General features: G+C 47.6%; 25 protein-coding genes. 13 read left to right on the top strand and 12 right to left on the bottom strand.

Annotated elements, in window-relative coordinates; all coding sequences use genetic code 11:
• Nucleotides 1–4 precede the first annotated feature (4 nt).
• Nucleotides 5–1,543 carry a response regulator gene (locus A3849_RS06560; protein ID WP_074110679.1) on the top strand — a complete coding sequence of 513 codons (1,539 nt, stop codon included), beginning with the start codon at nucleotides 5–7 and terminating at the stop codon, nucleotides 1,541–1,543.
• Nucleotides 1,544–1,563: 20 nt separating this feature from the next.
• Nucleotides 1,564–3,411 carry a sensor histidine kinase gene (locus A3849_RS06565; RefSeq protein WP_074110680.1) on the top strand — a complete coding sequence of 616 codons (1,848 nt, stop codon included), beginning with the start codon at nucleotides 1,564–1,566 and terminating at the stop codon, nucleotides 3,409–3,411.
• On the opposite strand, the gene A3849_RS06570 is transcribed toward A3849_RS06565, so the two are convergent.
• The 3 genes from A3849_RS06570 to A3849_RS06580 all read right to left on the bottom strand — a co-directional run bounded on the left by A3849_RS06570 (nucleotide 3,405) and on the right by A3849_RS06580 (nucleotide 5,056).
• Nucleotides 3,405–3,866: a hypothetical protein gene (locus A3849_RS06570; RefSeq protein ID WP_178382625.1), complete on the bottom strand. Its 462-nt coding sequence runs from the start codon at nucleotides 3,864–3,866 to the stop codon at nucleotides 3,405–3,407. The genes A3849_RS06565 and A3849_RS06570 overlap by 7 nt on opposite strands.
• Nucleotides 3,867–4,002: 136 nt before the next feature.
• Complete coding sequence (lepB, locus tag A3849_RS06575) at nucleotides 4,003–4,455, bottom strand: signal peptidase I (protein WP_074110682.1); 453 nt, start codon at nucleotides 4,453–4,455, stop codon at nucleotides 4,003–4,005.
• 85 nt (nucleotides 4,456–4,540) lie between these two features.
• Nucleotides 4,541–5,056, bottom strand: a complete 516-nt coding sequence (locus A3849_RS06580; RefSeq protein ID WP_143191751.1) for a hypothetical protein — start codon at nucleotides 5,054–5,056, stop codon at nucleotides 4,541–4,543.
• A 336-nt stretch (nucleotides 5,057–5,392) separates the two neighbouring features.
• Here A3849_RS06580 and A3849_RS06585 point away from each other — a divergent pair, with 336 nt between their 5' ends.
• Together A3849_RS06585 and A3849_RS06590 are read left to right on the top strand one after the other, a co-directional pair.
• Nucleotides 5,393–8,851, top strand: a complete 3,459-nt coding sequence (locus tag A3849_RS06585; RefSeq protein ID WP_074110684.1) for a DUF5695 domain-containing protein — start codon at nucleotides 5,393–5,395, stop codon at nucleotides 8,849–8,851.
• A 166-nt stretch (nucleotides 8,852–9,017) separates the two neighbouring features.
• A complete protein-coding gene (locus A3849_RS06590; protein ID WP_074110685.1) occupies nucleotides 9,018–10,631 on the top strand; it encodes a sensor domain-containing diguanylate cyclase in 1,614 nt (537 codons plus the stop codon).
• 111 nt (nucleotides 10,632–10,742) lie between these two features.
• Here A3849_RS06590 and A3849_RS06595 read toward each other — a convergent pair whose 3' ends face one another.
• Both A3849_RS06595 and A3849_RS06600 read right to left on the bottom strand, forming a co-directional pair.
• On the bottom strand, nucleotides 10,743–11,270 hold the full coding sequence (locus A3849_RS06595) for a PadR family transcriptional regulator (RefSeq protein ID WP_074110686.1): 528 nt from the start codon (nucleotides 11,268–11,270) through the stop codon (nucleotides 10,743–10,745).
• Between the two features lie 67 nt (nucleotides 11,271–11,337).
• Nucleotides 11,338–12,489 carry a YhgE/Pip domain-containing protein gene (locus A3849_RS06600; protein ID WP_074110687.1) on the bottom strand — a complete coding sequence of 384 codons (1,152 nt, stop codon included), beginning with the start codon at nucleotides 12,487–12,489 and terminating at the stop codon, nucleotides 11,338–11,340.
• Between the two features lie 231 nt (nucleotides 12,490–12,720).
• Here A3849_RS06600 and A3849_RS06605 point away from each other — a divergent pair, with 231 nt between their 5' ends.
• From A3849_RS06605 to A3849_RS06620, 4 genes are all read left to right on the top strand, one after another.
• Nucleotides 12,721–13,485: a 4Fe-4S binding protein gene (locus A3849_RS06605; protein ID WP_074110688.1), complete on the top strand. Its 765-nt coding sequence runs from the start codon at nucleotides 12,721–12,723 to the stop codon at nucleotides 13,483–13,485.
• A 9-nt stretch (nucleotides 13,486–13,494) separates the two neighbouring features.
• On the top strand, nucleotides 13,495–14,061 hold the full coding sequence (locus tag A3849_RS06610; RefSeq protein WP_074110689.1) for a PadR family transcriptional regulator: 567 nt from the start codon (nucleotides 13,495–13,497) through the stop codon (nucleotides 14,059–14,061).
• A gap of 204 nt (nucleotides 14,062–14,265) precedes the next feature.
• Nucleotides 14,266–15,285 (top strand): LacI family DNA-binding transcriptional regulator, encoded by a 1,020-nt coding sequence (locus A3849_RS06615; protein WP_074110690.1) that lies wholly within the window; start codon nucleotides 14,266–14,268, stop codon nucleotides 15,283–15,285.
• A gap of 170 nt (nucleotides 15,286–15,455) precedes the next feature.
• Nucleotides 15,456–16,799: a glycoside hydrolase family 30 protein gene (locus tag A3849_RS06620; protein ID WP_074110780.1), complete on the top strand. Its 1,344-nt coding sequence runs from the start codon at nucleotides 15,456–15,458 to the stop codon at nucleotides 16,797–16,799.
• Nucleotides 16,800–16,888: 89 nt separating this feature from the next.
• On the opposite strand, the gene A3849_RS06625 is transcribed toward A3849_RS06620, so the two are convergent.
• From A3849_RS06625 to A3849_RS06645, 5 genes are all read right to left on the bottom strand, one after another.
• Nucleotides 16,889–17,104 carry a helix-turn-helix domain-containing protein gene (locus A3849_RS06625; RefSeq protein ID WP_074110691.1) on the bottom strand — a complete coding sequence of 72 codons (216 nt, stop codon included), beginning with the start codon at nucleotides 17,102–17,104 and terminating at the stop codon, nucleotides 16,889–16,891.
• Between the two features lie 10 nt (nucleotides 17,105–17,114).
• Nucleotides 17,115–17,597 (bottom strand): DUF2975 domain-containing protein, encoded by a 483-nt coding sequence (locus A3849_RS06630; protein WP_074110692.1) that lies wholly within the window; start codon nucleotides 17,595–17,597, stop codon nucleotides 17,115–17,117.
• A 117-nt stretch (nucleotides 17,598–17,714) separates the two neighbouring features.
• Nucleotides 17,715–18,398 (bottom strand): DUF4386 domain-containing protein, encoded by a 684-nt coding sequence (locus tag A3849_RS06635; RefSeq protein WP_074110693.1) that lies wholly within the window; start codon nucleotides 18,396–18,398, stop codon nucleotides 17,715–17,717.
• 19 nt (nucleotides 18,399–18,417) lie between these two features.
• A complete protein-coding gene (locus A3849_RS06640) occupies nucleotides 18,418–18,642 on the bottom strand; it encodes a helix-turn-helix transcriptional regulator (RefSeq protein ID WP_074110694.1) in 225 nt (74 codons plus the stop codon).
• A 1-nt stretch (nucleotide 18,643) separates the two neighbouring features.
• Complete coding sequence (locus A3849_RS06645) at nucleotides 18,644–19,087, bottom strand: hypothetical protein (protein ID WP_074110695.1); 444 nt, start codon at nucleotides 19,085–19,087, stop codon at nucleotides 18,644–18,646.
• Nucleotides 19,088–19,324: 237 nt separating this feature from the next.
• On the opposite strand from A3849_RS06645, the gene A3849_RS06650 reads away from it, so the two are divergent.
• The 4 genes from A3849_RS06650 to A3849_RS06665 are packed head-to-tail and all read left to right on the top strand — an operon-like array spanning nucleotide 19,325 to nucleotide 22,835.
• Nucleotides 19,325–19,921: an RNA polymerase sigma factor gene (locus A3849_RS06650; RefSeq protein ID WP_074110696.1), complete on the top strand. Its 597-nt coding sequence runs from the start codon at nucleotides 19,325–19,327 to the stop codon at nucleotides 19,919–19,921.
• Nucleotides 19,860–20,642 carry a hypothetical protein gene (locus A3849_RS06655; RefSeq protein WP_074110697.1) on the top strand — a complete coding sequence of 261 codons (783 nt, stop codon included), beginning with the start codon at nucleotides 19,860–19,862 and terminating at the stop codon, nucleotides 20,640–20,642. Before A3849_RS06650 ends, A3849_RS06655 begins: the two co-directional genes overlap by 62 nt.
• Before the next feature lie 51 nt (nucleotides 20,643–20,693).
• Entirely contained in the window at nucleotides 20,694–21,590 is an 897-nt protein-coding gene (locus A3849_RS06660; RefSeq protein WP_256700676.1) for an ABC transporter ATP-binding protein, read from the top strand.
• Nucleotides 21,591–21,599: 9 nt separating this feature from the next.
• Nucleotides 21,600–22,835 (top strand): ABC transporter permease subunit, encoded by a 1,236-nt coding sequence (locus A3849_RS06665; protein ID WP_074110698.1) that lies wholly within the window; start codon nucleotides 21,600–21,602, stop codon nucleotides 22,833–22,835.
• Nucleotides 22,836–22,855: 20 nt separating this feature from the next.
• Here A3849_RS06665 and A3849_RS06670 read toward each other — a convergent pair whose 3' ends face one another.
• Nucleotides 22,856–23,083 (bottom strand): (4Fe-4S)-binding protein, encoded by a 228-nt coding sequence (locus A3849_RS06670; protein WP_256700677.1) that lies wholly within the window; start codon nucleotides 23,081–23,083, stop codon nucleotides 22,856–22,858.
• Between the two features lie 181 nt (nucleotides 23,084–23,264).
• Between A3849_RS06670 and A3849_RS06675 the strand changes: the two genes are divergently transcribed.
• Nucleotides 23,265–23,783 carry a stalk domain-containing protein gene (locus A3849_RS06675; protein WP_074110699.1) on the top strand — a complete coding sequence of 173 codons (519 nt, stop codon included), beginning with the start codon at nucleotides 23,265–23,267 and terminating at the stop codon, nucleotides 23,781–23,783.
• 653 nt (nucleotides 23,784–24,436) lie between these two features.
• Here A3849_RS06675 and A3849_RS06685 read toward each other — a convergent pair.
• Nucleotides 24,437–25,363 carry an AraC family transcriptional regulator gene (locus A3849_RS06685; protein WP_074110701.1) on the bottom strand — a complete coding sequence of 309 codons (927 nt, stop codon included), beginning with the start codon at nucleotides 25,361–25,363 and terminating at the stop codon, nucleotides 24,437–24,439.
• Nucleotides 25,364–25,421: the final 58 nt, after the last annotated feature.

The raw sequence follows: 25,421 nt of genomic DNA on the forward strand, positions 1-25,421 counted from the left end.
CAGCATGTACGATATTCTGTTAGTAGATGATGAACCTGCTCACCTCACCGGACTCTCCGGCATGCTGCGCCGCTTGCGTCCGGAATACGGGATCGTTACAGCCAGGAATGGCCGGGAGGCCCTTGAGATCTGCAGCGCCCGCTGCTTCCAGATTATTATCACCGACATTAGGATGCCGCTCATGGACGGACTGGATTTCCTGGAACAGCTTACGCCTCAGCCTGCTCCGCGGCGGGTCATTTATTTAAGCGGATACAGCCGTTTCGAATATGCGCAAAAAGCGATGAGTCTTGGATCTTCCGAATATATGCTGAAGCCGCTTGACCCGCAGAAGTTCATTACTGTTCTTGAGAAGACGGAAAAGAGCCTGGAGGAAGAGTACGCCACCCGGCAGGAATATGAACGGCTTGCCATCCGGCTGGATGTGGCAGAACCCGCCTATCGTCAACGCCTCCTGAACCATTGGCTGGAAGGGAAACTAAGAACCCCGGCAGACCGAGAAGAAGTGTTGACTATGCTTGGATTCAGCGGCTCCGGCAGCTTGCTGGTGGTCTATATCAACGGGGAAAGGGCTGCGGAAGAGGTGACGGCATCCTTGCGGCCCTTTGGTTTTCATACGGGTTTTACTTCCCGTCAGGATCCCGGTCTGCTGGTAGCGGCAAGCAGCGTACAACCTGACTCCGGTATGCTCCAGATGCTTGAACAGCTCCGGCTGACTGTGGGGATCAGCGCTCCTTCAGAGCATTTATACGATGATGTTGCCCGTGCTTATACCGAAGCCCGCTGTGCGGCTGCACGCTGCTTTTATGCACAGCCCGGGGAGCCGCAAGTATATTTGGCGGCAGATGGGGGGCTGGACGCCAGCCGGATGCTTACCTCCGATACCCGGATTCCGGGTAGGCTAAAGGAGGTAATCGAAGGCTGGGATGGGTTTTCAGGTTTCGGGCCGGCGGCAGAGGAAGCGGTCCGCCGGATGCTTGGAGAAGGGGCCCTGCCTTTACCGGAGGAATTGGTGCGGGAAGTCAAGCACCTTCTGTCCAGGGTGATTTATGAACTCGATAGTATAAGAGAGGATGTGCAGGAAGCTCTGCTGCAGCGCGCCTCCTGCTTGGGCGACGGCATTCGCTGCTGTCCAGAATTGATTGCGTCCGCAGCCAGGCTTTTGGAGGACATTGCCCAAAGTGTGGCGGAAGCGAAGCGGGAACGGAAGGAGGGAGTGATGTCACGGTGTCTTGATTATATTGACCAGCACTATAGGGAGGACCTTTCCCAGGAAGCGGTCGCCGCCATGTTTCACTTTAGCTCCAGCTATTTCTGCCAGTTTTTCAAGAGCCGGCTCCATCTGACCTTCAATCAATATGTAACCCGGCTACGGTTGAATGAGGCCAAAGAAATGCTTGGGAGTTCTAATGAGAAGGTGTACCGGATCGCAGAGCAGCTAGGGTATCATGATGTCAAATATTTCAACCGAGTCTTCAAAAAGGAAACGGGTCTCACACCGGAAGAATACCGCGCCTTGACGCGCAAACTGACTGAAATCTAGACGGCTTTTATGGAGGAATTATGGCTGGATACCGGTATATCTACCGTGACAAACGGGATCTGTGGAAAAATATGAAGCTGAGGACCAAGCTGATCCTCTGTTTTGTGCTGCTGATTTCGATTCCTTCGGTGACGAACGCTGTCATCAACTATAAGACGAGCTCGGACATCATAGTCAGCAATGCCGAAGACAGTATCCTGGAGATCGTGAAAAAGAAAACAGAGATCAGCGATTTGATGCTGAATCATATCGAATCCAGAACCATTGACCTCATTTCAGACCCGGACTTATTCACCCTCTTTGACCGGCAGCAGCCCCGGACCGATGAAGAGCTGTTAAGAATGGACCGCAAAGCAACTGAAATTCTGAACAAGTATTTCCGTAACGAGCAGGACTTCTATTCTGTGCAGCTGGTTACCAGTTATTACAGCTTCGGGGGAGGCGCTACGGGCTATACCACCAATTCACCGTTTGTCTCCGTTCCGCCGTCCGGGTTCGTACACTCCTATATATACCAAAAGATAGCGGATGTGAACGGGAGCCTGCTGTGGTTCCCCACCTACGATTGGACAAGAATCTACGGACAGCCTCAATTAGGTGGAATGGACGCCAAGTTCCGCATGGTTTTCTCAGCAGGGCGGCTGCTTAACATTTCACCCGTCATCGACGGCATGAGCCGCAGCTGGCCTCAGCGTGTGGAGCGGCCGGTGCTGCTGATTAATTTTAATGAAGAGTATTACCGGCAGTATATGGCTCAGACGCCTGCTGTGCAGGGGTCTTATTTCTATGTGGTCTCCAGAGAAGGACAGATCGTCACCTACCCGGACAATTCACTTCTGGGGATGACAGATGCGAACAGATGGTATAAGGACAAGTTCACATCTGTGACAGGGACTGCTCTGGTCAAGCAGGGAAAAGAGGACGTGTTGATTGGTTATGCCGCTTCCGCCATAACAGGTTGGGTTACCGTATACGTTGTCCCGTACCGCCAATTGGTCCGCAACCTGCCGACCGTCAGCTATACGGATCTAGGCATTACTCTGGTCCTGCTTCTATTGTCAGTGGGCATTGCCTATGTAATTTCCAGCCATTTGACGAAACCGATCAAAAAAATGATGGCCGCGATTCAATTAACCGGGGCCGGTGATTTTTCCACCAAGATTCCGGACCAGCCGCAATTGGAATTTCGCATTCTCGTGAAGAGATACAATCAGATGAACGAAAGGATTCTTGAGCTGATCGATGAAAATTACAAAAGCACCAGACGCGAGAAAGAAGCAGAGATGCTGGCGCTCAACCTCCAGCTCAATCCCCATTTCCTTTACAATACGCTCAATATCATCAACTGGATGGCCCTGGAGCGGGAGGAGAACGAGATCAGTCAAATGATTGTCAGCCTATCCACTATGCTCCAGTATACGATGAACAACGGCCAGGAGGAGGTTCTGCTGGAGGACGATCTGAACTGGCTGAGGAGCTACACACATATTATGGGCAAACGTTATGCCGGAGTGTTTGAGGTGGAATACGAGTTGGAGAATCTGCCTCCCGGGAAGGTGGTTCCCAAGCTGTTCCTCCAGCCTATTGTCGAGAATGCTATTATCCATAGTATGGAGGCGGTTGTGAGCGGGGGAAGGATTAAGATTACAGGCCGGAGATCCGGGGAACGGCTGTATTTTACCGTTTCGGATAATGGGGTAGGGATGTCCAAAGAGCATATCGAGGACATGCTGATTCGCGACGCCGGAGGCATAGGACTGCGAAATGTCAAAAAACGGCTGAATTTGATGTACGGAGGTCTGGCGGAACTTCAGATTCAATCGGAGCCCGGGGTGGGAACGGTTGTGACCGTAGTTATTCCTTATTGAACGGTTGTGTTCATCATTATTATTTTTTTGAAAAGTAATCCATCACTAAGGTATACCCTTCCGTCTTGGATAAAGGTTCTTGGGTATAAGTTATATACTATGGTGATTAGATTCAAAAACATAAATAGAAGGGGGAGAAAATAATTTTCTTCACTACCAATTCCAAATAAAATGTAGATTATACTAATAATAAAAATCTGAAAGAATACCCCTCCGAGAGCAAAAACAGAAAGACGCAGCTTGCTGATCTTAACACTTGTACCTGGAACAGTTAACCCGCCGAAGCCATAGCAAAATATAAACGATGTTCCAAAGACGACCCCACTAAAAATGGGTTTCCGATCTCCGATTACTACACGTTCTATTTCATACCCAACCAGTTTCCCTGCAAAAAAATGCCCGAGTTCATGCAAAAATGTGTCTATATATTTGAATGATGTGATCATGATAGCCATGAACAATCCCATCTTAACGGAAGGCTCGATTATGGATAGCAAGATAAGAATTATAATGAAAAAGATTATATAAAAGGATGTTCGGTTCAGCATCAATGCCCTTCCTTCATATTACAGCGTAAATGTTGGTGCTAGGTTATTCTATGATCTTCCCAAGAATTTGTTCTTTGCTAATCGTACCGAAGGACCTGCTATCCAAACTATTGCTATAATTATCTCCAATTACAAAATATTGATCTGCTCCTATTGTGTATTCACCAACATTTGGGTTGTCTACCATAGCAACCGGCAATACGATTTGAACATCATTGATTAGTATTTTGTCTTTCATTACTTCTATTTTTTCGTTGGGCAAACCTACAACTCGTTTAACATACTTTATATTTTTCGGATCCATATGAAAGTACACAAGATCATTCCGTTTTATTTCATGCTGAGTATAATAATCCGTTTCTACCTTAACTATTTGACCCTCTTTATATGTCGGTTCCATTGACGGACCCATTATTTCGACATTTTGATAGTTTGTACTTTTATTACAAGCGCTTATAATCATGAAACCAAATAATACTAGTATATATTTCTTCATATCTGCCCTCTTTTCTGGAGTTTCCACGGGTCGACTTAGCCGCCCAGCTTCTTCGAAAACTATTGCGAATGTCTGAAAAAGTAGCTCACATATTAAATTTATCAATGTAATAACCATCAGTATCAATACTATCCTCATATTCTTTATAGATTAATTCAATTGATTCACGTGGTTTTCCTAGACGTCGATATAATGATTTTGTTAATGCATCCCAATTATGATCAGAGTAGATATAGTCTAATCCATAGTGATCGGGTAAATAAATTATTTCATTTGTTAGAAAGTGCTTTGCAACTTCCATACAAGCTCCACTTACCCTATTTCGTTCAGATTCATTAGTTAAGAAATAATCCCACCTTGGTCCGCCAAAGATGCAACAAAGTCCTGATTTATTAAAGATAATATGCATACCAGGGCAATGAATTTCAAAATACTTGCTAAAATTACTATCTACTGACCAGCCAGAATGACTAACATTAGCCTTTTTATCTTCTATGTATTCATGAAAACAAGTAAATATATCTCTATTTTGAATATCTATGAAAAATTTATTGAATTCAACATTTTGATATTCAAAGATTGCAGTAAAATCAACGCCCATATCGATCACATCCATTTTTTATTTTTTCGAGGTTGCGTATAACCTCCCATGTAGATTATTCGCGAAATGAATTGGACTATCCTGCCGATTAATGACGAATTTCCAGTTCATAGACTGTTCAACCCATATAGGTTGAAATGATTAAAAATAAGGTTGGAAATCTCGATTTTCTTTTACAGCACAGACTGTAATATGGTAGATGAATTACAACAATTTTTAAGCATTACGATGGAGGGCAAAGAGATTCTGAAAGGGGGGGGAGTTTAGAGAGGGATCAAGCGTAGTGGAGGAGTAGACAAATACTGTACATTCCGCTTCAACCAGGAGGTTAAATCTATGCTGGAGAAGATTCAGGCCCGTTCTGTAAGAAGGACCGTTTTGAGTGCAGTCTTCACTGCTGCCGCCGCAGGATTTCTGTGGTTTGCCCAGCCTGCCTTTGCCTATGATTTGTCGAACAGCAATTTCCAGGTCAGTACCGGTTCCAATGGCGATATCTCCAGCCTGAAGCTAACCGGAGATAATTTTCCTACCAACTACGTCATGAATGCTACCAATGCCCCTAACCAGAATACAGCGGACCATCAATGGCTGGGCGAGCTTATGTTCACTTACCGGCTCAATAACGGTGCCTGGACCAAAGCCTGGACCAACAAGTCGGCTGATGCCCGTACACAAAGCCAATCCGGCAACACTGTCAACATTACCTATCAAAACTCAACGAATGCCGAAGGAATCCGAAATTTCCGCGTGAATGAAAGCTATAGTCTTGTAAGCGATTACTTGCTCTGGCAGATTCAAGTGACCAATACCAGCACACAGACTTTGGAGATCGGAGACTTTGGCCTGCCTCTTCCCTTCAATGAATTCTGGACCGGAGGCAGCAATGAGCAGATTTATGAAACACGGGTGGTCACCCAGTCCTTCATCGGTAATAACAGCTCTTATGTCACTGCCCAGCGGCCCAGCGGCATCGGCCCCTCGCTCCTGATTGTCCCGGACAGCACAACCGGCGCAGGCTTTGAGTATATGGACAACTGGCGTATTCAGCAGCATCCCGGCAGTAAATGGGCAGGCGATCAAGGCGGCTGGGTCGAAGGCCTCTCAGTCTATTACATCCATTCCAATGTGATCAAAAGCACCGGCAGCGGATATCTGCCGAACAGCAGCCTGACCCTGGCGCCAGGAGCTAGCAAAACCTATGCCTTTAAATTTTTCAAAGCCGCCAGTGAGCAGGCCGTCAAAGACCGGCTGTATTCCGAAGGGATGATTGATACCACTGTAGTCCCCGGGATGATCGTGCCGGTCAATCAGACCGCCAAATTCGATCTCCGCACCTCCAAGACCATTACTTCCGTGACCGCACAATATCCGTCTGAAACCACCGTGACCTCAATTGGCACTGCGTCGGGTGACCACAAGCTGTATTCACTCCAGATGAATCACCTGGGTCCCAACAATATTACAGTGAATTATGGCAGCGGTGAAAAGACAACCCTGCAGTTCTACGCCATTGAAGCCGTGGATGCCGCACTTCAGCGTCATGCGACCTTTATGGTGAACAATCAGCAGTGGAATGTGCCCGGAGATATCCGGGACAAGGCGTTCGACGACTGGATGATGCAGTCGAACACCAAACGCAACAACTTTGCAGGGTACTGGGGCTGGGGAGATGACTGGGGGTACACACACGCTCAATTCCTTGCCGAGAAAAATGTCCAGAAACCCGTCACATCAGAAATTACAGCACTCGATCAGTATCTGGATACCACGATCTGGAACAACCTGATGGCTGGACATCACACCGATTATCTGGTGCCGGACTTCCTTATGGCGCCTCCGAATGATACCCCAACGTACCGGGGTTATGCTTACCCGCATATTTACAACACGTATTTCAGTATGTATAAAATCTCCAAGTTGTACCCTGGCCTGATCAGCTACAAAGAGACGAGCAGCACCTATCTGCTGCGGGCCTATAACATTATGAAGGCTCTCTATGACGGGCCAGTCGCCTATAATTGGAACACGGGTCTGATGGGAGAAGTAACTACTCCAGAGATTATCAAAGCGCTGCAAGATGAGGGCTATACCTCCCAGGCGAACGATATTATCGCAAAAATGAACACCAAATACAACAATTTCGCAAGTACGGCTTACCCGTACGGTTCGGAATACAACTATGACAACACAGGTGAAGAAGCCGTTTATATGCTGGCCAAAATGAAGAACAACAATACGATTAAAGGCAAAATCAATACCAAAACCCGTGCTGTCCGCGGAAAAATGCCTGTCTGGTATTTCTATACCGATCCGGTGACTATCAACGGGGAGCCCTGGTGGCAGTTCCAATACACAGCATCGCTGGCCGGAACTGCCATGGACGATTGGGTACGCAGCAATTCCACTGCGCCTGAGGTAGAGCAGAGGCTCAGCTATGCTGCCAAGATTGCCAATGTAAATGCCATCAACTCAGGCCAGATCAGCTCCGATCCGGCGGATATTGGGGCGGTGTCCTGGACGTATCAAGCCATGAAAGGCAACAATGGCGCACTCGGTCTGGATGGCGGCCCATTGTTCAATGGATGGCGCGGCATGTCCGGCGAAGCCGACCTCGGACTGTTCGGTGCGATCAAGATTCTTAGCTCCGATGTAGCGGTCGACCCGATCTTTGGCCTCTACGGCTATGGCTGTGATGTAACGGAGAGCGGCGGTAATTATATTATTGTTCCGAAGGACGGCGTATTTCAGCGCCTTAATCTGATCACGGAAAAATGGGGCATGACCCTGGGACGTGACAGATACAGCCTGGCAACAGTCGCCAAAGCAAAGAACAGTGTCAGCTTCACACTCAGCAATGTAACACCCGGCACTGCCCATATCACAAAAGTGGACTTCAGCGGGCTTGCCGCCGGAACCTATAATGTAACCGTCAATAATGTAGCCTCCGGAAGTTTCACGGCAGTGAACGGCCAAACGGCAATAGCCAGTCTCAATATCGGTACAGCAGCATCCTACGAGGTGAAGGTTGAGCAGGGGACAGCCACACCGGTAACAGATATAGTCGTCAACTATAAAATGAACCAATCCTCAGGCACAACAGTGACCGATTCTTCATATGGTGCCAATCATGCCGTTCTGACAGGAACAGCATCCTGGGTTACCGGCCGGACTGGAGCAGGGAATGCGCTGGGCTTAAGCGGAACCAGTGCTTATGCTTCTTTGCCAGCTGGAGTGCTCAGCCAGCTGAACGATTTTACGATCTCAGCCTGGGTACGCATTACCGCGAATAATGACTGGGCGAGAATCTTTGATTTTGGCACCGACACGACTACAAATATGTTCCTGGCCCCCCAGACAGGTGGAGGCGGCGGCATGCGGTTTGCGATTACAAACGGCGGCAACAGTTCAGAACAGCAGCTTACGGCTTCTGCCCCGCTTGCAATCGGGCAATGGAAGCATGTCGCGGTGACGTTGTCCGGTACGACGGGCCGCCTCTATGTTGATGGCGTGCAAGTTGCTGTGAATACCGCCATGTCGCTGAAGCCTTCAAGTCTTGGCGTTACGACTCAGAACTATATCGGCAAATCCCAATATGGCGATCCCAATTTGAACGGTGCCATTGATGATTTTCTGATCTACAGCCGGGCACTAACTGCAGCTGAAATCACCTCATTGTTCAATGGAACGATGATTCAAGGGGCCGCCGCTGAGGAATCTGATATGCTCCAGCAAGAGAACCCGCAGCCCGAACTGCCGCTTGAAGAACCTGGTGGGCAGCAGCCGGCAGTTCAATAGCAGGTAGTGTAGGACGGGGATGTTCAGCAGAACCTGATGCAATAATGGCGTGTCAAATGGGGGAACCATTTGCACGCCATTTTGCATGGATTCTTTGTCGAATAACGATATTATTTGTTGTATGATGGATTTATATAGTTTTCAGAAATCAAGGAGGGTTTATCGTTTGCTTACACTGAGAAAAGCCGGGCCACGTCAAAGGAAGAAGCTCAGTCTGACATCGCTGCTTACAGGCCTTGTGACGCTGGTGGTTCTGCTAACCTCAACCATTATGCTGGTTGGCTCTTATGACTCCAAAAGACAATCTTTGATGGAGACGACGCTCCATCTGAATTTCACTAATGCGGACCGCATGTCCAGGACGATGGATTCCTTATTTCAATCCATTGGCAGCAGTCTGGCCTATAATGCACGGGTGCTTTCCAATATGGACGTTATGGCGCCTGAGCAAGTGGACCATCAATTGGAATTGATGCGCAACAGCAGCAATTATTTTAATTCCATCGTAGTAATAGGTACTGACGGGGTTGTCCGCAACGTAGAACCGTCCACCATAGGCACCGCAGGCAAGCATATTAGTTCTCAATCCTCTAAGGAAGCATTGGCACTCAAAAAGCCCTACATATCCGCTCCATATATGACTGCGAACACCAAAAGACTGATTGTGTTCTTAAGTCAACCTATCTTCAGCAGCAACGGTACATATCTGGGTATACTGGGCGGTACGATTTATCTGCAGGAGAATAATGTGCTCTCCAGGATATTCGGAAATAACAGCGTGGACGATTTGGGCTCCTACTATTATATTGTCGATTCCGACGGGCATTTGCTGTATCATCCGGACAAGCAGCTCTCCGGGATGGATGTCAGCAGCAATAAGGTTGTGCAGAAGCTGATGAAGGGGGAGAGTGGGGAACAGCAGGTTCGTAACCTTCAGGGTATCGATCTGCTCGCCGGATACTCCAGTGTTCCGGCGAACGGCTGGGGAATTGTGGTCGTCTCGCCGCTGAGTCTGATCCACCAGCAGCTGATCGGGCATATTGAGACTATTATTGGCTACTCACTGGTTCCGTTTATTGTACTGCTGGTTGGTGTGATCCTGGTGGCGCGCAGGCTGGCCCGGCCTTTTGCCTATCTGGCGGATCTGGTAAGCAAGATGGGCAAGGAGAAGGTTGTCATTCCGGAAGCCAAGCCGCACTGGAGCCGGGAGGCCGATTTGCTGACCAAGGCTGTCTTTCTGGCTGTGGCAGACATTCAGAAACAGACGGATCAACTGACGCAGGAAGCTGCGACAGATGCGCTGACCGGGCTTAAGAACCGGAGATCACTGGAGTACACGCTCAGTCAGTGGATCGCTTCGGGGACACCATTTTCTTTGATTGTGCTGGATGTGGACCGTTTCAAGTTCGTGAACGACACCTATGGCCATGTTACCGGTGACGAAGTGCTGAAGCATGTAGCCGGTGTGATTGTTTCCTCGCTTCGTCCGGATGATGTGTGCCATCGCTTCGGCGGTGAGGAGTTTGTGATTCTGCTGGCCCGTACCCGTCCGCAAGAAGCCTTCAAGGTTGCAGAAAGAGTCCGCCGGGCACTGGAGCAGAGCCAGGGTCCCATTCCGTCACAGGTTACAGTGTCTCAGGGCATCGCCCATTACCCGCAGCATGCTTCAGATCAGGAGGGATTGCTGGAGAAGGCGGATCAGGCGCTATACCTGGCGAAGAGCAACGGCAGGAACCGGACGATGATCGCTGAAGACAAACCGGCAACCCCATCAGCATAATGACTTGAATAGTAACAACGTCACATTCATCACCTGCCCAGGCCTGGCTAACCCCAAGCCTGGGCATTTTTTTATGCTTAAATTTAATTAGAATGTCGAGGGTTCTCTTGCTTAACTACGCACTTCAAGAAGCAGCTTATGCAGCCAGTTGATATCATTTTGAACAGAATGATAGGCATGATCTGAAATCAGCCCGACGGGGATTTTTTGGGAATCGGGAACGGTTGACAACTCGGGATCGCTGTTTTCAATCAATAGCTTTCTTTTATTCAACCGCTCAATGGCTTCCTCAATCATATAAGCGAGCTTCTTGCGGTCCACCTTATCCAGGAATAGGAGTGAGGAGTACAAGGAAGTGACATCCGTGAAGTTTTGGAAAATGGAATAAATCTCTTCCACCAGCGCTTCACGGCCCTTTTCTGTGATTCCATAGGTTGTTTTTTCGGGACGGTTGTCGCTTTGCACGACCTTGATTTTACGAATAAGCCCTTTTTTATTTAGAATTTCAAAATTATAGTAAAGAGTTCCGTCATTGATCGGAAATGAATTATCGATAGGCTTTAGAACTTGCTTCTTCAGGTCGTAAGGATGATGCTCTCCTTCGCTCAGGATGCCAAGGATGAATATTTGAAGCGACATAAGACTCCTCCTAGAAGATATATGAAAAGAGCCGGCTGCCGTAATTGGCAGGTCGGCTCTTTCTATTTTACATGAAGAGTGGCTGCGGTGCAGCATTAGGACTTAATTTGCTGTACGGCTTGAAATGGTGGATCACTGCGTTAATGGTGAGAGCCGAAACGGCGACGAGGACCAGACCAAGCAGCAGAAATGCAGAGTTCCCTCCTCCAAAGAGCAAATTATAGTCCAGCTGAACCGTGTAGAACATCACGGAAATATGGCTGATGGCTTTGAAAAACCCTGGCATCATCACCTGTGGCACCACCGATCCATTGGCGATGGTCTGAATCAGCAAGAGCGGTAGATTCAGCATCATGCCAGCTTGCCCAAATAGCAGGCAGAAAATACTGGTGAACTGAATGGCTGCAAATAATTCCAGAGCGTGCAGCAGCCACATATGAACAAACGTACTAGCCCCATATCCGTGTATGGCGAAATAAATACTAAGCCCGATCAATGGGACGATCAGAGCGATCATTGCATTGGTACCTTGCAGCGAAAGGAAGGCTTTCCATTTTCCAAGCTTGCCCTTTAACTGGTTTAATGCACCGATGGCCATCATGGAGTAGATCATAGCCCCGACATAAGAGGACATCGTCAGAAACATCGGAGCCATCTGGTTATGCATCCCGGCTGGCTGGGGATTGGAGGCCACCACATTGGCATGCACTTTATTCACAATGTCTGCGGCAACTTCCTTGGCCTGTGCCTCGGGCATCTTCACGTTTTGCAGTACACCTTCAATGCTGCTGGTCTGCAACTGGGCGCTGATTTTGTCTGTGATTTGCGTTACTACATTTTGCACCGTGCTGTTGGTGGTAGCCGGATTGGACTGGTTAATATAATAATTCAGTTGAACTTGCTGGTCTGGAGCAGAAAGCTTCTGCGTAAAATCCTGAGGGATGTGCATAATCAGATAAATGTCCCGGTCCTCAAGCTTTTGCTGAGCCGTCTTTAGATTGGTATTCGTCTGAACACGAAACGGCAGATCCTGCTCAAGCTGCTTCGCAAATTCCACCCCGTACTGCTGATCTTCATTCACGATTGCCACCGAGAGATCGCCGATATTCTTCGGAATCGCACTATAACCGGAAGTAAAGACTCCGATCATTATGATCTGGTAAAAAATCATCATGAACACACCACTCATGACCGCTTTATTTTTGAAAAACAACTTCATCGCTCAACACCATCCATATACTTTATTTAGAGTACTTTAATTAAAGTATATCTTTTCATGAATCTTGTCAACATTACTAAAAATACCTTCAGCAGGTTTCCAGGCAATCGAAAATGACAAAAAGCTCATTGACAGCATCTATCTCAACTTGATACCATAAACTATATCATCATGATATACAACGTTCTGGCCTGAAGCCTATATTCTAAGAAGAATGGAATGTGATGAAGCATGCGGCAACAAAAGACTCGAAAGACTCTCCTGCTGATTTCAATGCTGCTGTTCCCGGTTACCTTGAATTATTTCTCTCCCTACCTGATTGTCCAAGGCAGCTTTGCCGGTATAGCCACCGGAAGCTTTCTGCTGTTTGCCGCACTTTTTGGCTTCTCGCTGGTGTTTGGCAGAGCCTTTTGCAGCTGGTTGTGTCCGGCGGGAGGCTTGCAGGAGGCTTGTAGCCAGGTCGTGAACAAACCTGCAAGCCGCAAACAGAACCTCATTAAATATCTGATTTGGGTACCGTGGGTGCTGTCCATTCTGGCCGGGTTTATGAGTGCAGGCGGGATCAAATCCGTCAATCCGATATATTTTACCGACTACGGAATCTCTGTTTCTGCCCCTCCGGCTTTCATTACGTACTTTACCGTCGTATTATTAATAGTAAGTGTGTCTCTAATGTTCGGGCGGCGATCCTTCTGTCATTCCCTCTGCTGGATGGCTCCGTTCATGGTCCTGGGCAATACCCTTAAGAACAAACTGGGTTATCCCTCACTTCATTTGGAGGCCAGAACCGAGGACTGTATCAGCTGCAAGAAGTGCGACAGGGCTTGCCCGATGAGCCTGAAGGTCCAGGAAATGGTACAGAATAGAGATATGAACAGTAATGAATGTATTCTGTGCGGCAGTTGCCAGAGCGTATGCCCGAAAAAGGTACTGCGGGTAGGCTTCGGTGTGCAGAAGGATTCCGTTTCAAAAAGCAGCTACACGGAGGGAGCCTAAGGAAAGATCATGCCCAAGGAAAATACTACGGTCTATATCATATTGGGCCTGCTGAACCATGAGGATCTTAGCGGATACGATATTAAGAAAAAGATAGATGTGATGATCAGCGGCTTCTGGGAAGTAGGCTATGGGCAGATATATCCGACCCTGGCGAAGCTGGTAACCGAAGAGCTGGTGCTTAAACATAAGGGCGCCGGCTCCAAAGGCCCGGAGAAAAACATCTATTCCATCACGGACAAAGGGCGGGAGCTTCTGAAGGAGTGGGTCATGCTTCCCGAGCAGAAGGAGTATACAAAATATGAGATCCTGCTCAAGCTCTTTTTCGGAAGCCTGGTTCCGGACGAGAGCAATCTTGCGCGGATTGAAGATTTCAAAGAACGGCATACACACAGTCTTCAGCAGATTCAGATGTTCAAAGGGAATCTGGAGCGCGTTCTCCATACCGAAAAGGACCATTTGTATTTCTACCTGACCGTCCTGTTCGGAGAGCATGTCTACAAGGCTTATTTGGACTGGGCGGAAGAGGCAAAGGAACTGTTGGCGGGTAAACCCGACGAGGAACTGGATCAATGAAGTAGAAAAACTAAATAAATAGGGTAGTAGTAGCGGCCGGAAGTCCAAACATTCCCCGCAGTTACGACCAGACCCCATATATTTCAGGGCTTATTCTTACTTTTATTCAATTCCGATAAACCAAGAAAAACTAGTGTACTGAGAAGCGGTTTTATGTTATTTTATTATCAATAAAAACGTTTTTATAGCGAAGGAAAATGGATAATGGGAAAAATAACAATCAGAGACGTCGCCAGGGAGGCAGGAGTCTCAATCTCAACGGTATCAAATGCATTAAATAATGTGGATGTCCTGAATCCGGAGACCAAATCGCATGTGCTTAAGGTGGCGCAGCGGCTGAATTATGTCCCTAACCTGAACGGCAAGCAACTGAAGTCGGGAAAAACCATGATGCTGGGCTTTTTTACAACCAGCGTGGCTGGCCCCTATTTCTATAAGCTTGTGGAGTCCATGTCCAGGCAATGTGACCGGCTGGGCTACGGGCTGAACGTATTTGTTACCAAAGATAAGCAGGTCGTGATGAGTAATATCCTCGGCAGGCGTGTGGATGGCGTCATTATTTATGAAGAGCTGGGAATTGACGATAAAGACATTCATGCGATGAACAAGGAGAAGATCAAAGCGGTGTTTCTGGACCGGGTGTTGGAGAATGAGAACATGGGCAGCATCATTTTTGATTCCTTTGAGGCGGGGTATGAAGCAACCCAATATTTAATCGGACTGGGCCACAAAAAAATTGCCTATATTTCCGGCGTGGATACGATGATTGACAGCGTGCAGCGCAGAGAAGGGTACCTGGCAGCATTGCGCCAGTACAGTCTGCCGGTGAGTGAGGATTATATTTTGCAGGGCTATTTCGAGGAAGAGAGCACCTTTAATGCGGTGAAATCTTTCATCCGGGCGTTTCCCGAGAAGCTGCCTGATGCTTTTCTGGCGGGCAATGACCTCAGTGCAATCGGCTGTATCCAGGCGCTCAAAACCCATGGATACGAGGTTCCGCTCGACATTAGTGTAGTGGGCTTTGACGATATTGATATCGCCCAGTACTATTCCCCCCCGTTAACTACAGTGCGGAATCAAATCGCCAGGCAGGGAATATTAGCAATCGACCACCTGGTCCGCATGATAGAGAAGAAAGAACAGGGCAACGCCCAGAAGCTGAAAGGCGAGATTATCGTCAGAGGCTCAAGTCATCTGAAGTTAGACCGGAATGACCCAAAGTGAGGTGCAAGACTCATTAAAACGGATACCGCCTCATTTTTCTGGGTAGCGAAGCCGTTTCTTACCAAAAATAAAAACGTTTTTATTGATTGGAATCTTGTCACGAGGAACATCAAAGAATGGAAGATCTTAATTTCGGTTTATATAAAACAGCCACCCGGAGGGAAACCACATTGCAGAAACTAGTCATTTACAAGTCCACAGGCGAAGACGGGTTATTCATAGAACAGCCGCCAGAGCCGCTGGAAGCAGCAGCTGCGGAGCAAGCGACCGTCACCGTTACCCTTGACGAGAGTCAAACCTATCAGGAGATGGACGGCTTCGGGGCTTCTTTTACCGATTCGGCGGCATATCTGATCAACCAGGTCCTTAGCCCGGAGCAGAGAACTGAGCTGATGGTGAAGCTGTTTGATCCGGCAGCGGGGATTGGATTATCGGTCCTGCGAAATCCAATGGGCGCCTCGGATTATGCCAGAACGGTCTACAGCTATAATGATCTGACTGAAGGGGAAACCGATATGGAGCAGAAACGGTTCTCCATCACCCATGATGAAGAGGATATCATCCCGCTTCTGCAACAGGCGCTGGTACTGAATCCGGAGGTCAAGCTGATGGCTTCGCCCTGGAGCGCTCCAGGCTGGATGAAGACCAGCGGGTCGATGATCACCGGAGAACTGAAGCCGGAATATTACGGTGTGTACGCTGACTATTTTGTAAGGTACATTCAGGCTTACAAAGAGCACGGGCTGCCTATATATGCTGTCACTCCGCAGAATGAACCGCTGTTTGAACCGCAGCATTATCCGAGCATGCTTATGCTGCCGGAGGCGCAGGCATCTTTTGTACGCGATTACTTGAAGCCTGCATTTCGGAGGCATAACATCCACAGTAAAATTCTCTGTTATGACCACAACTGGGACCGCCCGGATTATCCGGTGTCCGTGCTGGAAGCTGCCGGGGAAGAGGTGGACGGGGTTGCCTGGCACTGGTATGGTGGTGAACCCTCGGCGCAGACACAGGTGAAGCATGCTTTTGAAGGTAAAGAGGTGCACTTCACTGAGGGCTCAGGCGGCGAATGGATTCCGCCTTTTGAACAGGCCTTCTCGAATGTGATCCGAACAGGGATTGAGATCCTTAGAAATCACAGCAAGTCGTTCGTCCTGTGGAATATGGCACTAGATGAACATAACGGTCCGACAGTGCCGGGCTTCGGCACAAGTACCTGCCGCGGTATCGTCCGGATCGACCAGCAGTCCCGTGAATTAAGCTATACGCTCGACTACTATGCACTGGCTCATTTCAGCACAGTGATCCGGCCCAAGGCCCTGCGGATGGATTCCGAGTCAAGTCTTGAGTGCATCCGTTCTGTTGCTTTCCGCAACCTGGACGGATCGATTGGGGCGGTGCTATTTAATGAAGGCGAAGAAGAAGAGCTCGTAGCTGTAAAATTGCCGGGCGGTGAGCAGCTAACCCTCAGCATGCCATCCAAAAGTGCTGTGTCACTGAAAGTGGAATAAGTGGACTGACGGCAATAAAAAAAACATCGGCAGCCAGGGACGCGAAAATGATGTCCTTGGCTGCCGCTTTTGTATTGAACCTGTTGCCCCTAAATGTCTTCTTCACCTTTGTATTCCAGAATATCCCCAGGCTGACATTCCAAAGCCTTGCAGATCGCCTCTAAAGTGGATAATCGAACCGCTTTGGCCTTTCCATTTTTCAATATGGAAAGGTTAGCCATTGTGATCCCCACTCTCTCCGAAAGTTCGGTTACACTCATTTTCCGTTTAGCCAGCATTACATCAATATTAATTATAATCGCCATGGAATTCACCTCAGACTGTTAAGTCATTTTCTATTTTTAGATCAATGGCCTCTTTTAATAGCTTTTGGAGAACAGCAGCAAAAACGGCAATCACCATGGAAGCGAAAATCATGAGCAATGCGATGACTATGATCCCCGGGGCATCATCCATATCTGCCATGAGATAGAAGAGAGGCAAGCCTGCCACATACAAGGCACTGAATGTGATTGCACAGTATTTTATATTCTTTAAGACCCGTACAGACAATTCAGAAAATGCTTTGTTCTTGTCAATATAGCCTAATAGTTTAAAAGCTTGATACAGTGCCAAGTAAAAGGGGATTACCGATGCATACAAATCGATGAGTACCAGATATTTAATAGAGGTCATATCCGGATACAACTCTGCTGCAAAATTCCCAATCTCAGGCACCGCAAAAATACACAAAGCAAGAACCGGGAGCCCAATTACAATAACAGCTACCTTTAAAAAGAGTGTTGTTCCTCGTTCCATAAAATGCACCTCATTTAATTAATGTTAAATCAAACTTAGCACATTATTTATCGTTTTACAATATATTTAGATTGATATTTAATTCATTTTGATTGTTTTGCAACAGCCCAGGACGGTCTATCTATGCCGGGATAAGTTGAAGCCTTTTACAATAAGCCAGACAGCAAGGATCATTTCATTGGCGGCTACTGGCAAAGACAAGACGGCCCCCCACACAGAGAGTTGAGGAAAAACTCCGAACATTTCTAAGATGCCTGCACTTAACACCAGTATGGAACCGGTAATGCCTAGGATCGATATGAACCTGGGTACCAGTTTGGTTTGATAAAAAATGTAGCTGTATAACAGCGTATTGATACCCAGCATGACATTGGGACCCAGCATAAACGTCCAGTCATGGATTGCTTTTAATAGTGTACCTGAAGCTTCAAAAGAAGATATATCCACAGCAGCAGAAGTTGTGAATTCCCGGCTTAAGGTCAATAAGGACAATACACTGATGATACCTACTGTGATGATAACAGCCTCAAGAAACCGGAAGCATAGATGTCCAAGGGCTAAGGTCTCATTGTATTTTCTCAAAAACGGGAACATGGTAATCGAAGTGCCGACAGCTGAGACGACAAGAATCAACTCCATAACTGCCCCCAGTATCACCTGGTTGGCATGTTCAGAACCTTTCAATAAATAATCGGGGCCGTTCAGGATCGGATCGTATAAAAGAAGACCAGCTATCGATGAAACCGCCGCTAGAATAAACAAGACACCCGTTATTTTCGCTGCTGTTTGGTTTGAATTCATTCTGTCATCTCCTCATTCATTATTCCTTCGTGCCATCTCCGTAAAAAAATACCTCTTCCAGAGATAAGTTGAAGGCGAGGGCAATACGGAAGGCCAGTTCCAGGGATGGCGAGTAATTACCCTTTTCCAGAGCTACGATGGTCTGCCGCGTTACGCCCACCTTGTCAGCCAATTGCTGCTGTGTCATTTCATCGTGGTCGAACCGTAATCTTCGGATGTGATTGCCAATAAGATTCTTACCCATCCTAGACACCTCTCCGGTAATGATAAAGCTTCGTGACAGAGCCGGTTACATCGGAAATGAATCCGCCGGCGATCAGGATCACGAACATCACCTGTGATGACTGATCGTTGACCAGCGCCCCCATTGCAGCAAGAAAGCCAAGGACAAACACAAAGAAAGAATTCCGTGTAGCCTTCAAGTTAATGAGTTTATCCAGTTCATCTGCAAATGCCGGTTCCTTTTCGCCGGTCGTTATTCTAAAGGCAATATTAAAAATAATGCTGATCAGGATATGTGCTGCGATTGAAACTAAAGTCAAAATGATCACGAAAGAACCCCAATAATGAAAGCTTTCCGTTGAGTCAGCCCCCCCGGGTGCCTTTGGAAACATGTAAGCACAATAAGATCCAAAAATAAGTATTGCCGTGATCAGAGATACAATGCTCTTCTTTTCTTGATACGTCATACGCTACACCACCTATACTATATTTTGTTAACAAGCTAAGTTTGATGTACATAATGTATTATAAACCATTCATGGTGTCAAGTTTATTATACATATGAGGCTAACTCCTTAACTACTGATCACTCGTTCCCTTTTAGAACCACCTATTAATAACAATTTCACAAAAAAATCACAAGTTGACTTCACTTTTTTTCAGCCCAATACAGTTATATAGATATAGAGAGGGGGGAGACGAAGTTGGATGAGGCGGAATGGATTCGTCGGATCCAGGAGGGGGATGCCGGGTATCTCACACCTCTGATTGAGCGGTATTACGCCGGAATCCAGAAGTATTGCTACTACCGGGTCCGGAGTGAAGAAGAGTCTAAGGATCTGACTCAGGAAACCTTCTACCGTTTTTGCAGGAACATAGAAGGTTATACGAATACCGGGAAATGCCGTGCATACTTGTACACGATCGCCCGTCACTTGTGCAATGACCACCTCCGGAAATGGTCGCAGTTACCCAGGATGGAAACAGAGGAGGCAGCTGACAGAGGAGTTATATGGCAGGGCGGATCTGTTGAGGAACAGGTTGAACGGCAGGCACTCGTAGATGAACTGCTTCAAAGCCTTCCTGAAGAGCAGCGGGAGCTGATATTCATGCGGTTTTGTCTGGATTTGACCTTTCGCGATATTGCGCGGATCACGGGAGTTAATGTATGCATGGTGCAGTATCGGGTGAAGCGCGGGCTGATTCTGCTAAGACGCCACTTGGAGAGGAGGGATTCAGTTGAACAAGAAGCAGCGGACTATCATCGCAACCCTAAGGAACTACCCCTCTTTCCCCATTGACCAGATACTGCTGGAGGAGACCATCAAGGGGGCAACAGGAGAGCTAAGCCAAGCACAAGCGAAGCGGAAAACAAGTATAGGAGAATTTTATAAGGTCCAGCTTCGCTTCATGAGATGGAAAGTGTGGGTGGTACAATTACTGATTGTTCTGGGAATGGCGCTCCTTCTGTATAACTCTGTTCAAGAGCGAAATGGAAATATTCAACTTATCATGTTGACTTCTATAGCTGCTCCATTACTAGTAATAGCGGGCATACAGACTATGACCCAATCAATAAGCTTCAATATGCAGGAGATTGAACTCAGTACATATCATCGTCTTGAAAAGCTGACACTTGTTCGGATGAGTCTGCTGGGAATGGCGGATCTGATTGGATTAACACTGCTGGGGGGCTTATTAAGTGCGTGGACAGAGACGGGAATCCTGGATCTGGTATTGTATCTGCTGGTGCCCTTCAATCTGACGTGTTTTGGCTGCCTGTGGTTGCTGAATCGGGTCCGTACCCGGAACTGCGGATATTATTGTCTTTTATATTGCGGTCTGGTGGTGACCGGACAGATGTTTTTGACATGTAATCCTTCTCTCGGGTTGTTTGAATCATCGGCTAAAGTGAAATGGTTAGTATTGCTGCTACTGACTACCCTAGGTGTAGTCCGGCAGGTAAATGGCTTACGAAAGACTTGCTGTAGTCATGAGACCGCTTCAAGTATACAGATGTGATATTCGGAGAAAGCCTGCCGAAGATATGGGAATTACAAGGAGGAGCACGGGATGCTGGAACTGACTTTGAACCAGGTGCATAAACAATTTTCTGCTAAAAAAGCAGTGAAAGGAATCTCAATCCGGTTCAACCACGGTGTATACGGTCTGCTGGGATCTAACGGTGCGGGGAAAACAACACTGATGCGGATGATCTGTGGCATTCTGAACCCGTCTTCGGGAACGATTCATATGAATGGTGAGGAAATCAGCCATATGGGGGAACGGTATCGCGATATGTTGGGCTATTTGCCCCAGGATTTCGGTTACTATCCGGATTTCAGCGCAGAGGAATTTCTCTGGTATGTGGGGTCATTGAAAGGCTTGAGCCTGCACGCGGCAAAAGGAAAAGCCAGGGAGCTTTTGCAGAGGGTAGCCCTGTCGGAGGTAGCACGAAGCAAAATCCGCACCTTTTCCGGGGGGATGAAACAGCGCCTTGGTATTGCCCAAGCGATGTTAAATGATCCCAGCGTGCTGGTGTTGGACGAGCCAACGGCGGGTCTCGATCCCAAGGAGCGGGTGCGCTTTCGCAATCTCATCGCTGATCTTGCCAAGGATAAAATTATCATCCTATCGACTCATATTGTAGCGGATGTAGAATACATAGCCGACCAGATTCTGGTGATGAAGCAAGGCGCCCTATTGATGACAGGTACGGTGGAACAGCTAACGGCTGCGATGGAAGGCTTGGTTTGGACATGCCATATTTCTTCGCGGGAGGTTGAGGAGTGGAATGGCCGCTATTGTATCAGTAATCTGCGGCACGAAGGGGATCAGGTGGAGCTGCGCATTGTGTCCAAGGTGAAACCGGCAGATCGATCAACAACATCAGTTGTGCCGACGCTGGAGGATTTTTATCTGTACCATTTTCAAGATGAACAGGCTGCAATAGCTGGTGAAGGGAAATAGGGGGAATCGATGGATACTTTAACCCGGTTCGAGTTGCGGAAGATTATGCGAAAGAAGTCATTTTATGCAGGGGTAGCAATAATAGTAACCATGGCCATATTGATGTCAACTGTTCTGGTTGCAAATGCGCAGATCACAGGCAAGGACGGCAATTTCTTACATGGGATACCCGCCATTCAGTTGGAAAGAGCGTACAACCGGCAGCTTGCCGGTCCGTTAACTTCGGAAAAACTGAAAAATACAATAAGACGGCATCAGAATCTGCTTCATGACCCCAAGAATCTGGATGAGAAAGGGGAGATGACGGTTGAAGCTTACGCGAAGTTTGATGTTAAGTATGAACAGATGTATTCATTGATGAACTATGCTTTTTCACCGGTGAATGATTACGATTATTTTATCGATAAATTAAAACCAAGTGATGCAACAGCATTTTATCAGAAACGGCTGGAGAGGGTGCACGAATATTTGAATGCAGAGTATGCGTATGGCAATTATTCGGCGGAAGCGAAAGACTACTTTATCAAGATGAATGAGAGGATCCCCGTTCCCTTTCAAATGGATTATGTTACAGGCTGGGCAAATGTGTTTGAGAATCTGCAGTTTATTTTTTTATTCACTGCTTTTGTCATCGCAGTTTGTCTGGCCCCCGTCTTTGCCGGTGAATATCAGAGCGGAGCTGACGCTATCCTCCGATCTTCCCGCTATGGGAGAAGCAAGGTCATATCCGCGAAAATAAAAGCGAGCCTAATCGTGTCTGTGGGACTGCTTATCTTGGGGCTGACCACCTACACTCTTCTGCTGCTCGGGATATGCGGATTTGATGGCGGAAATGCCAGTGTGCAGATGATTCGATTTATGGCACCGGTTCCCTATACCGTTTTTCAAACCTATTTATGGGCAGTCCTCATTGGCAGTCTGGCCTGTCTTCTTGTAGGAGTGGTAACGCTGTGGCTATCCAGCCGTATGCGCAGTCCTTTTCCCGTTATCATAGCCATCGGAATTTTACTTTTCGTCCCGATGGCTATTCCGGCAAGCCAAACCAGCCGCCTGTTTAACCATCTGCTGGCTCTGCTTCCAAGCAATATGTTTGACAGTTCCAGAAAAATAACCGATTACGAAGTATTCCATATGTTTGGACAGTTGATTCCGGAGTATAAGGTGCTGCCAGGCTGTGCAATCATCGGTATAGCACTGCTGCTGCCTTTTACTTATCGGGCATATAAAAAGCATCAGGTTGCTTGATTTCGGGCCTCTACTATATATTATTTTTCTTCCTCAAGAAGCTCGTATTTCAGCGCACCGCTCGGGCATTGGTCAATATGCCGGCCGATGGCTTCAGCGGCAGCGGCATCGGGGTCTACCCAGGGGCGTTTGTTTAAATTAAATACGGCAGGGAAACCTTTGACACAAACACCGGAATGAATGCATTTCTCAGGCTGAAACATAACCGTAATATTTTTTCCGTAATAGAGTTTCTGATCGTTCATCATACATTCACACTCCATTTTGATATATTAGCCTTAACTTTGATATGACTATACCATATTTATTTGATTGATTTCCCTGAAATTCGATATAAAAATGTAGAACGGTACGGGCTGCAAGCTCGTAATCACCCGCCGTAAAATGGTAAACTAGCAAGTATAATATTTTACGGGGAGTGAACTTCTTATGAAAAAGCTTGCTGCCGGCTTTCTTGCCGGTGCGGTACTGATGATTAGTACTCAAGCGATTGGAGCCTCTACAAGTCTAGTAGGCAAGACCATTCAAGCAGAATACACCGTAAACGTATACGGCAAGAAGCTGGCCGACAAGGCCATTGTTATTGATGGAAAAAGCTATGCACCAGTTCGGGCTATCGGAGAGCTGGCAGGCTATAAGGTCTCCTTGTCCGGCAAGACTATAAGTCTGGACGAGAGACAGAGTGTATCCTCTCCTTCGCTGGCTAAAGCCGAGAGCATCACTATCGGACCCCTGCCCACGATGACACCAGATTCTGAAACAGCAGTGACCAAAAGCAAAATCAAGGCGATTGACAGCCAAATCGATAATGTAGTCGATGACATACTGTCCACCAGCAGCAAGCTGAAACTGGATCCGTCCAATACTGAGCTGAAGGACAAGCTGGAGGAGTATAAAGCGGAATATGGCGACCTGCTGAAGCAAAAGGATGCGGAGTTGCAGAAATAGGACATAATATCTCAAAAAGATGCCGCCCTGTCAGTTCTTTACGAGGACACAGGGCGGCTTTTTTATTGTATAGGGAATTCTACTGTGAAAAAAACGGTGGATCACTCCGATTGAAAAGTGAGAGGGATATACGTGAAGAAATAGACCGGAGGAAACGAAATGAACTAAACGGGCATAAGAGGTAGAAATACCTCTCGTCTCGCCGTAAACGGGCTAGCGGAAAGAATGGGAGGTAGAAATACCTCTGATCTCGCCGTAAACGGGCTAGCGGGGGGAATGGAAGGTAGAAATACCTCTGGTCTCGCCGTAAACGGGCTAGCGGAGAGAAAGGGAGGTAGAAGTACCTCTGATCTCGCCGTAAACGGGTTAGCGGGGGGAATGGAAGGTAGAAATACCTCTGGTCTCGCCGTAAACGGGCTAGCGGAGAGAAAGGGAGGTAGAAGTACCTCTGATCTCGCCGTAAACGGGCTAGCGGAGAGAATGGGAGGTAGAAATACCTCTGCTTGGGACCATTGACGCTACCTACCTGCGGCAATGAGCTACTGGATTCACCCTTTAAGGTGAGTTTGTTCCACTCGGCAGCTTCCCTTGTTATCTCAGAGCAGCAACCATTCTTATAAGCTAATAATATCTGCAGGCCACTGCTATTATTGTCAACCGCTGGGATTAGCGTCAATGGCGGCTTCTATCGCCTGCGGTTGCGCTCCGGTGCTTGCCGCCTCCTGCCGGTACCCGCCGGGCGGTTTGCCAATGATCCGTTTGAAGACCAGGTTGAACGTTTTGGTATCGTGGTAGCCGACCTGCTCCGCAATGAGCGGAATGGGGGAGTGTAGCTGCTGGATCAGCAGAACGCAGCTCTTTTGAATCCGGACATTTTGCAGGAAATGATGGAAGGTCTGGCCGGTGTGTGTTTTGAACAGCCGCTGAAGATGCCGCTCGCTCCAGTCAAACGTCCGGGCAAGATGGGACAAGGTAAGGTCTTGGGCATACTCCTGCTGGATATAGTGGAGAATTTGCAGGAATTGCGTCGGTCTGGTTACCGGAAAGTGCAGCTCATCATGCTGTAACCTGTACAGGGTGACAACCAGCTGAATGAACAGGGTCAGCAGATAACTGCCGGAACCGGTCTGCGGGAGATTGTACTCCCGGTGCAGCGAGAGGAAGAGGTTCTCGATGGAACCATTTTGGTCGGTCATGGAGAATGCGGGCACCTGCTGATTCTTGATCTGTTCGAGGTACGCTGCAATTGGTGCATCCGGGATCACGGAAGCCAGGTCATCCAGAAGCGCTGTTGTGAATAAACAATTATAGACGACGAGCGGTTCTTTAAGCGAATGGGGCGACGAAGGCCGGAAAACATGGGACACGCCAACGGGAATGAAATACAGCTGCCCTCTGCAGGCTTTCTGAACCTCTTGTTCTGTATAATGAAACCCCTTCCCTTCCGCAACGAAGGCCAGCTCGATGAAATCATGGGAATGAAGCGGAAGCTGGTAAGTCTCCGTAGCACGGTTAACATAGAGCAGCAGATTCTTTTGAAAAAAAGCTTCGCCTTTAAGCATATGCTCTGCAGAATTCATCCGTCCATCCCTTTCTTAACGGAACTAAAAGTCCTTATTACGCAGGTGAAACGTCCTT

Origin of the sequence: Paenibacillus sp. P46E, from assembly GCF_001909095.1 — a bacterium.
In the GTDB taxonomy this organism is placed as follows: domain Bacteria; phylum Bacillota; class Bacilli; order Paenibacillales; family Paenibacillaceae; genus Paenibacillus_AQ; species Paenibacillus_AQ helianthi.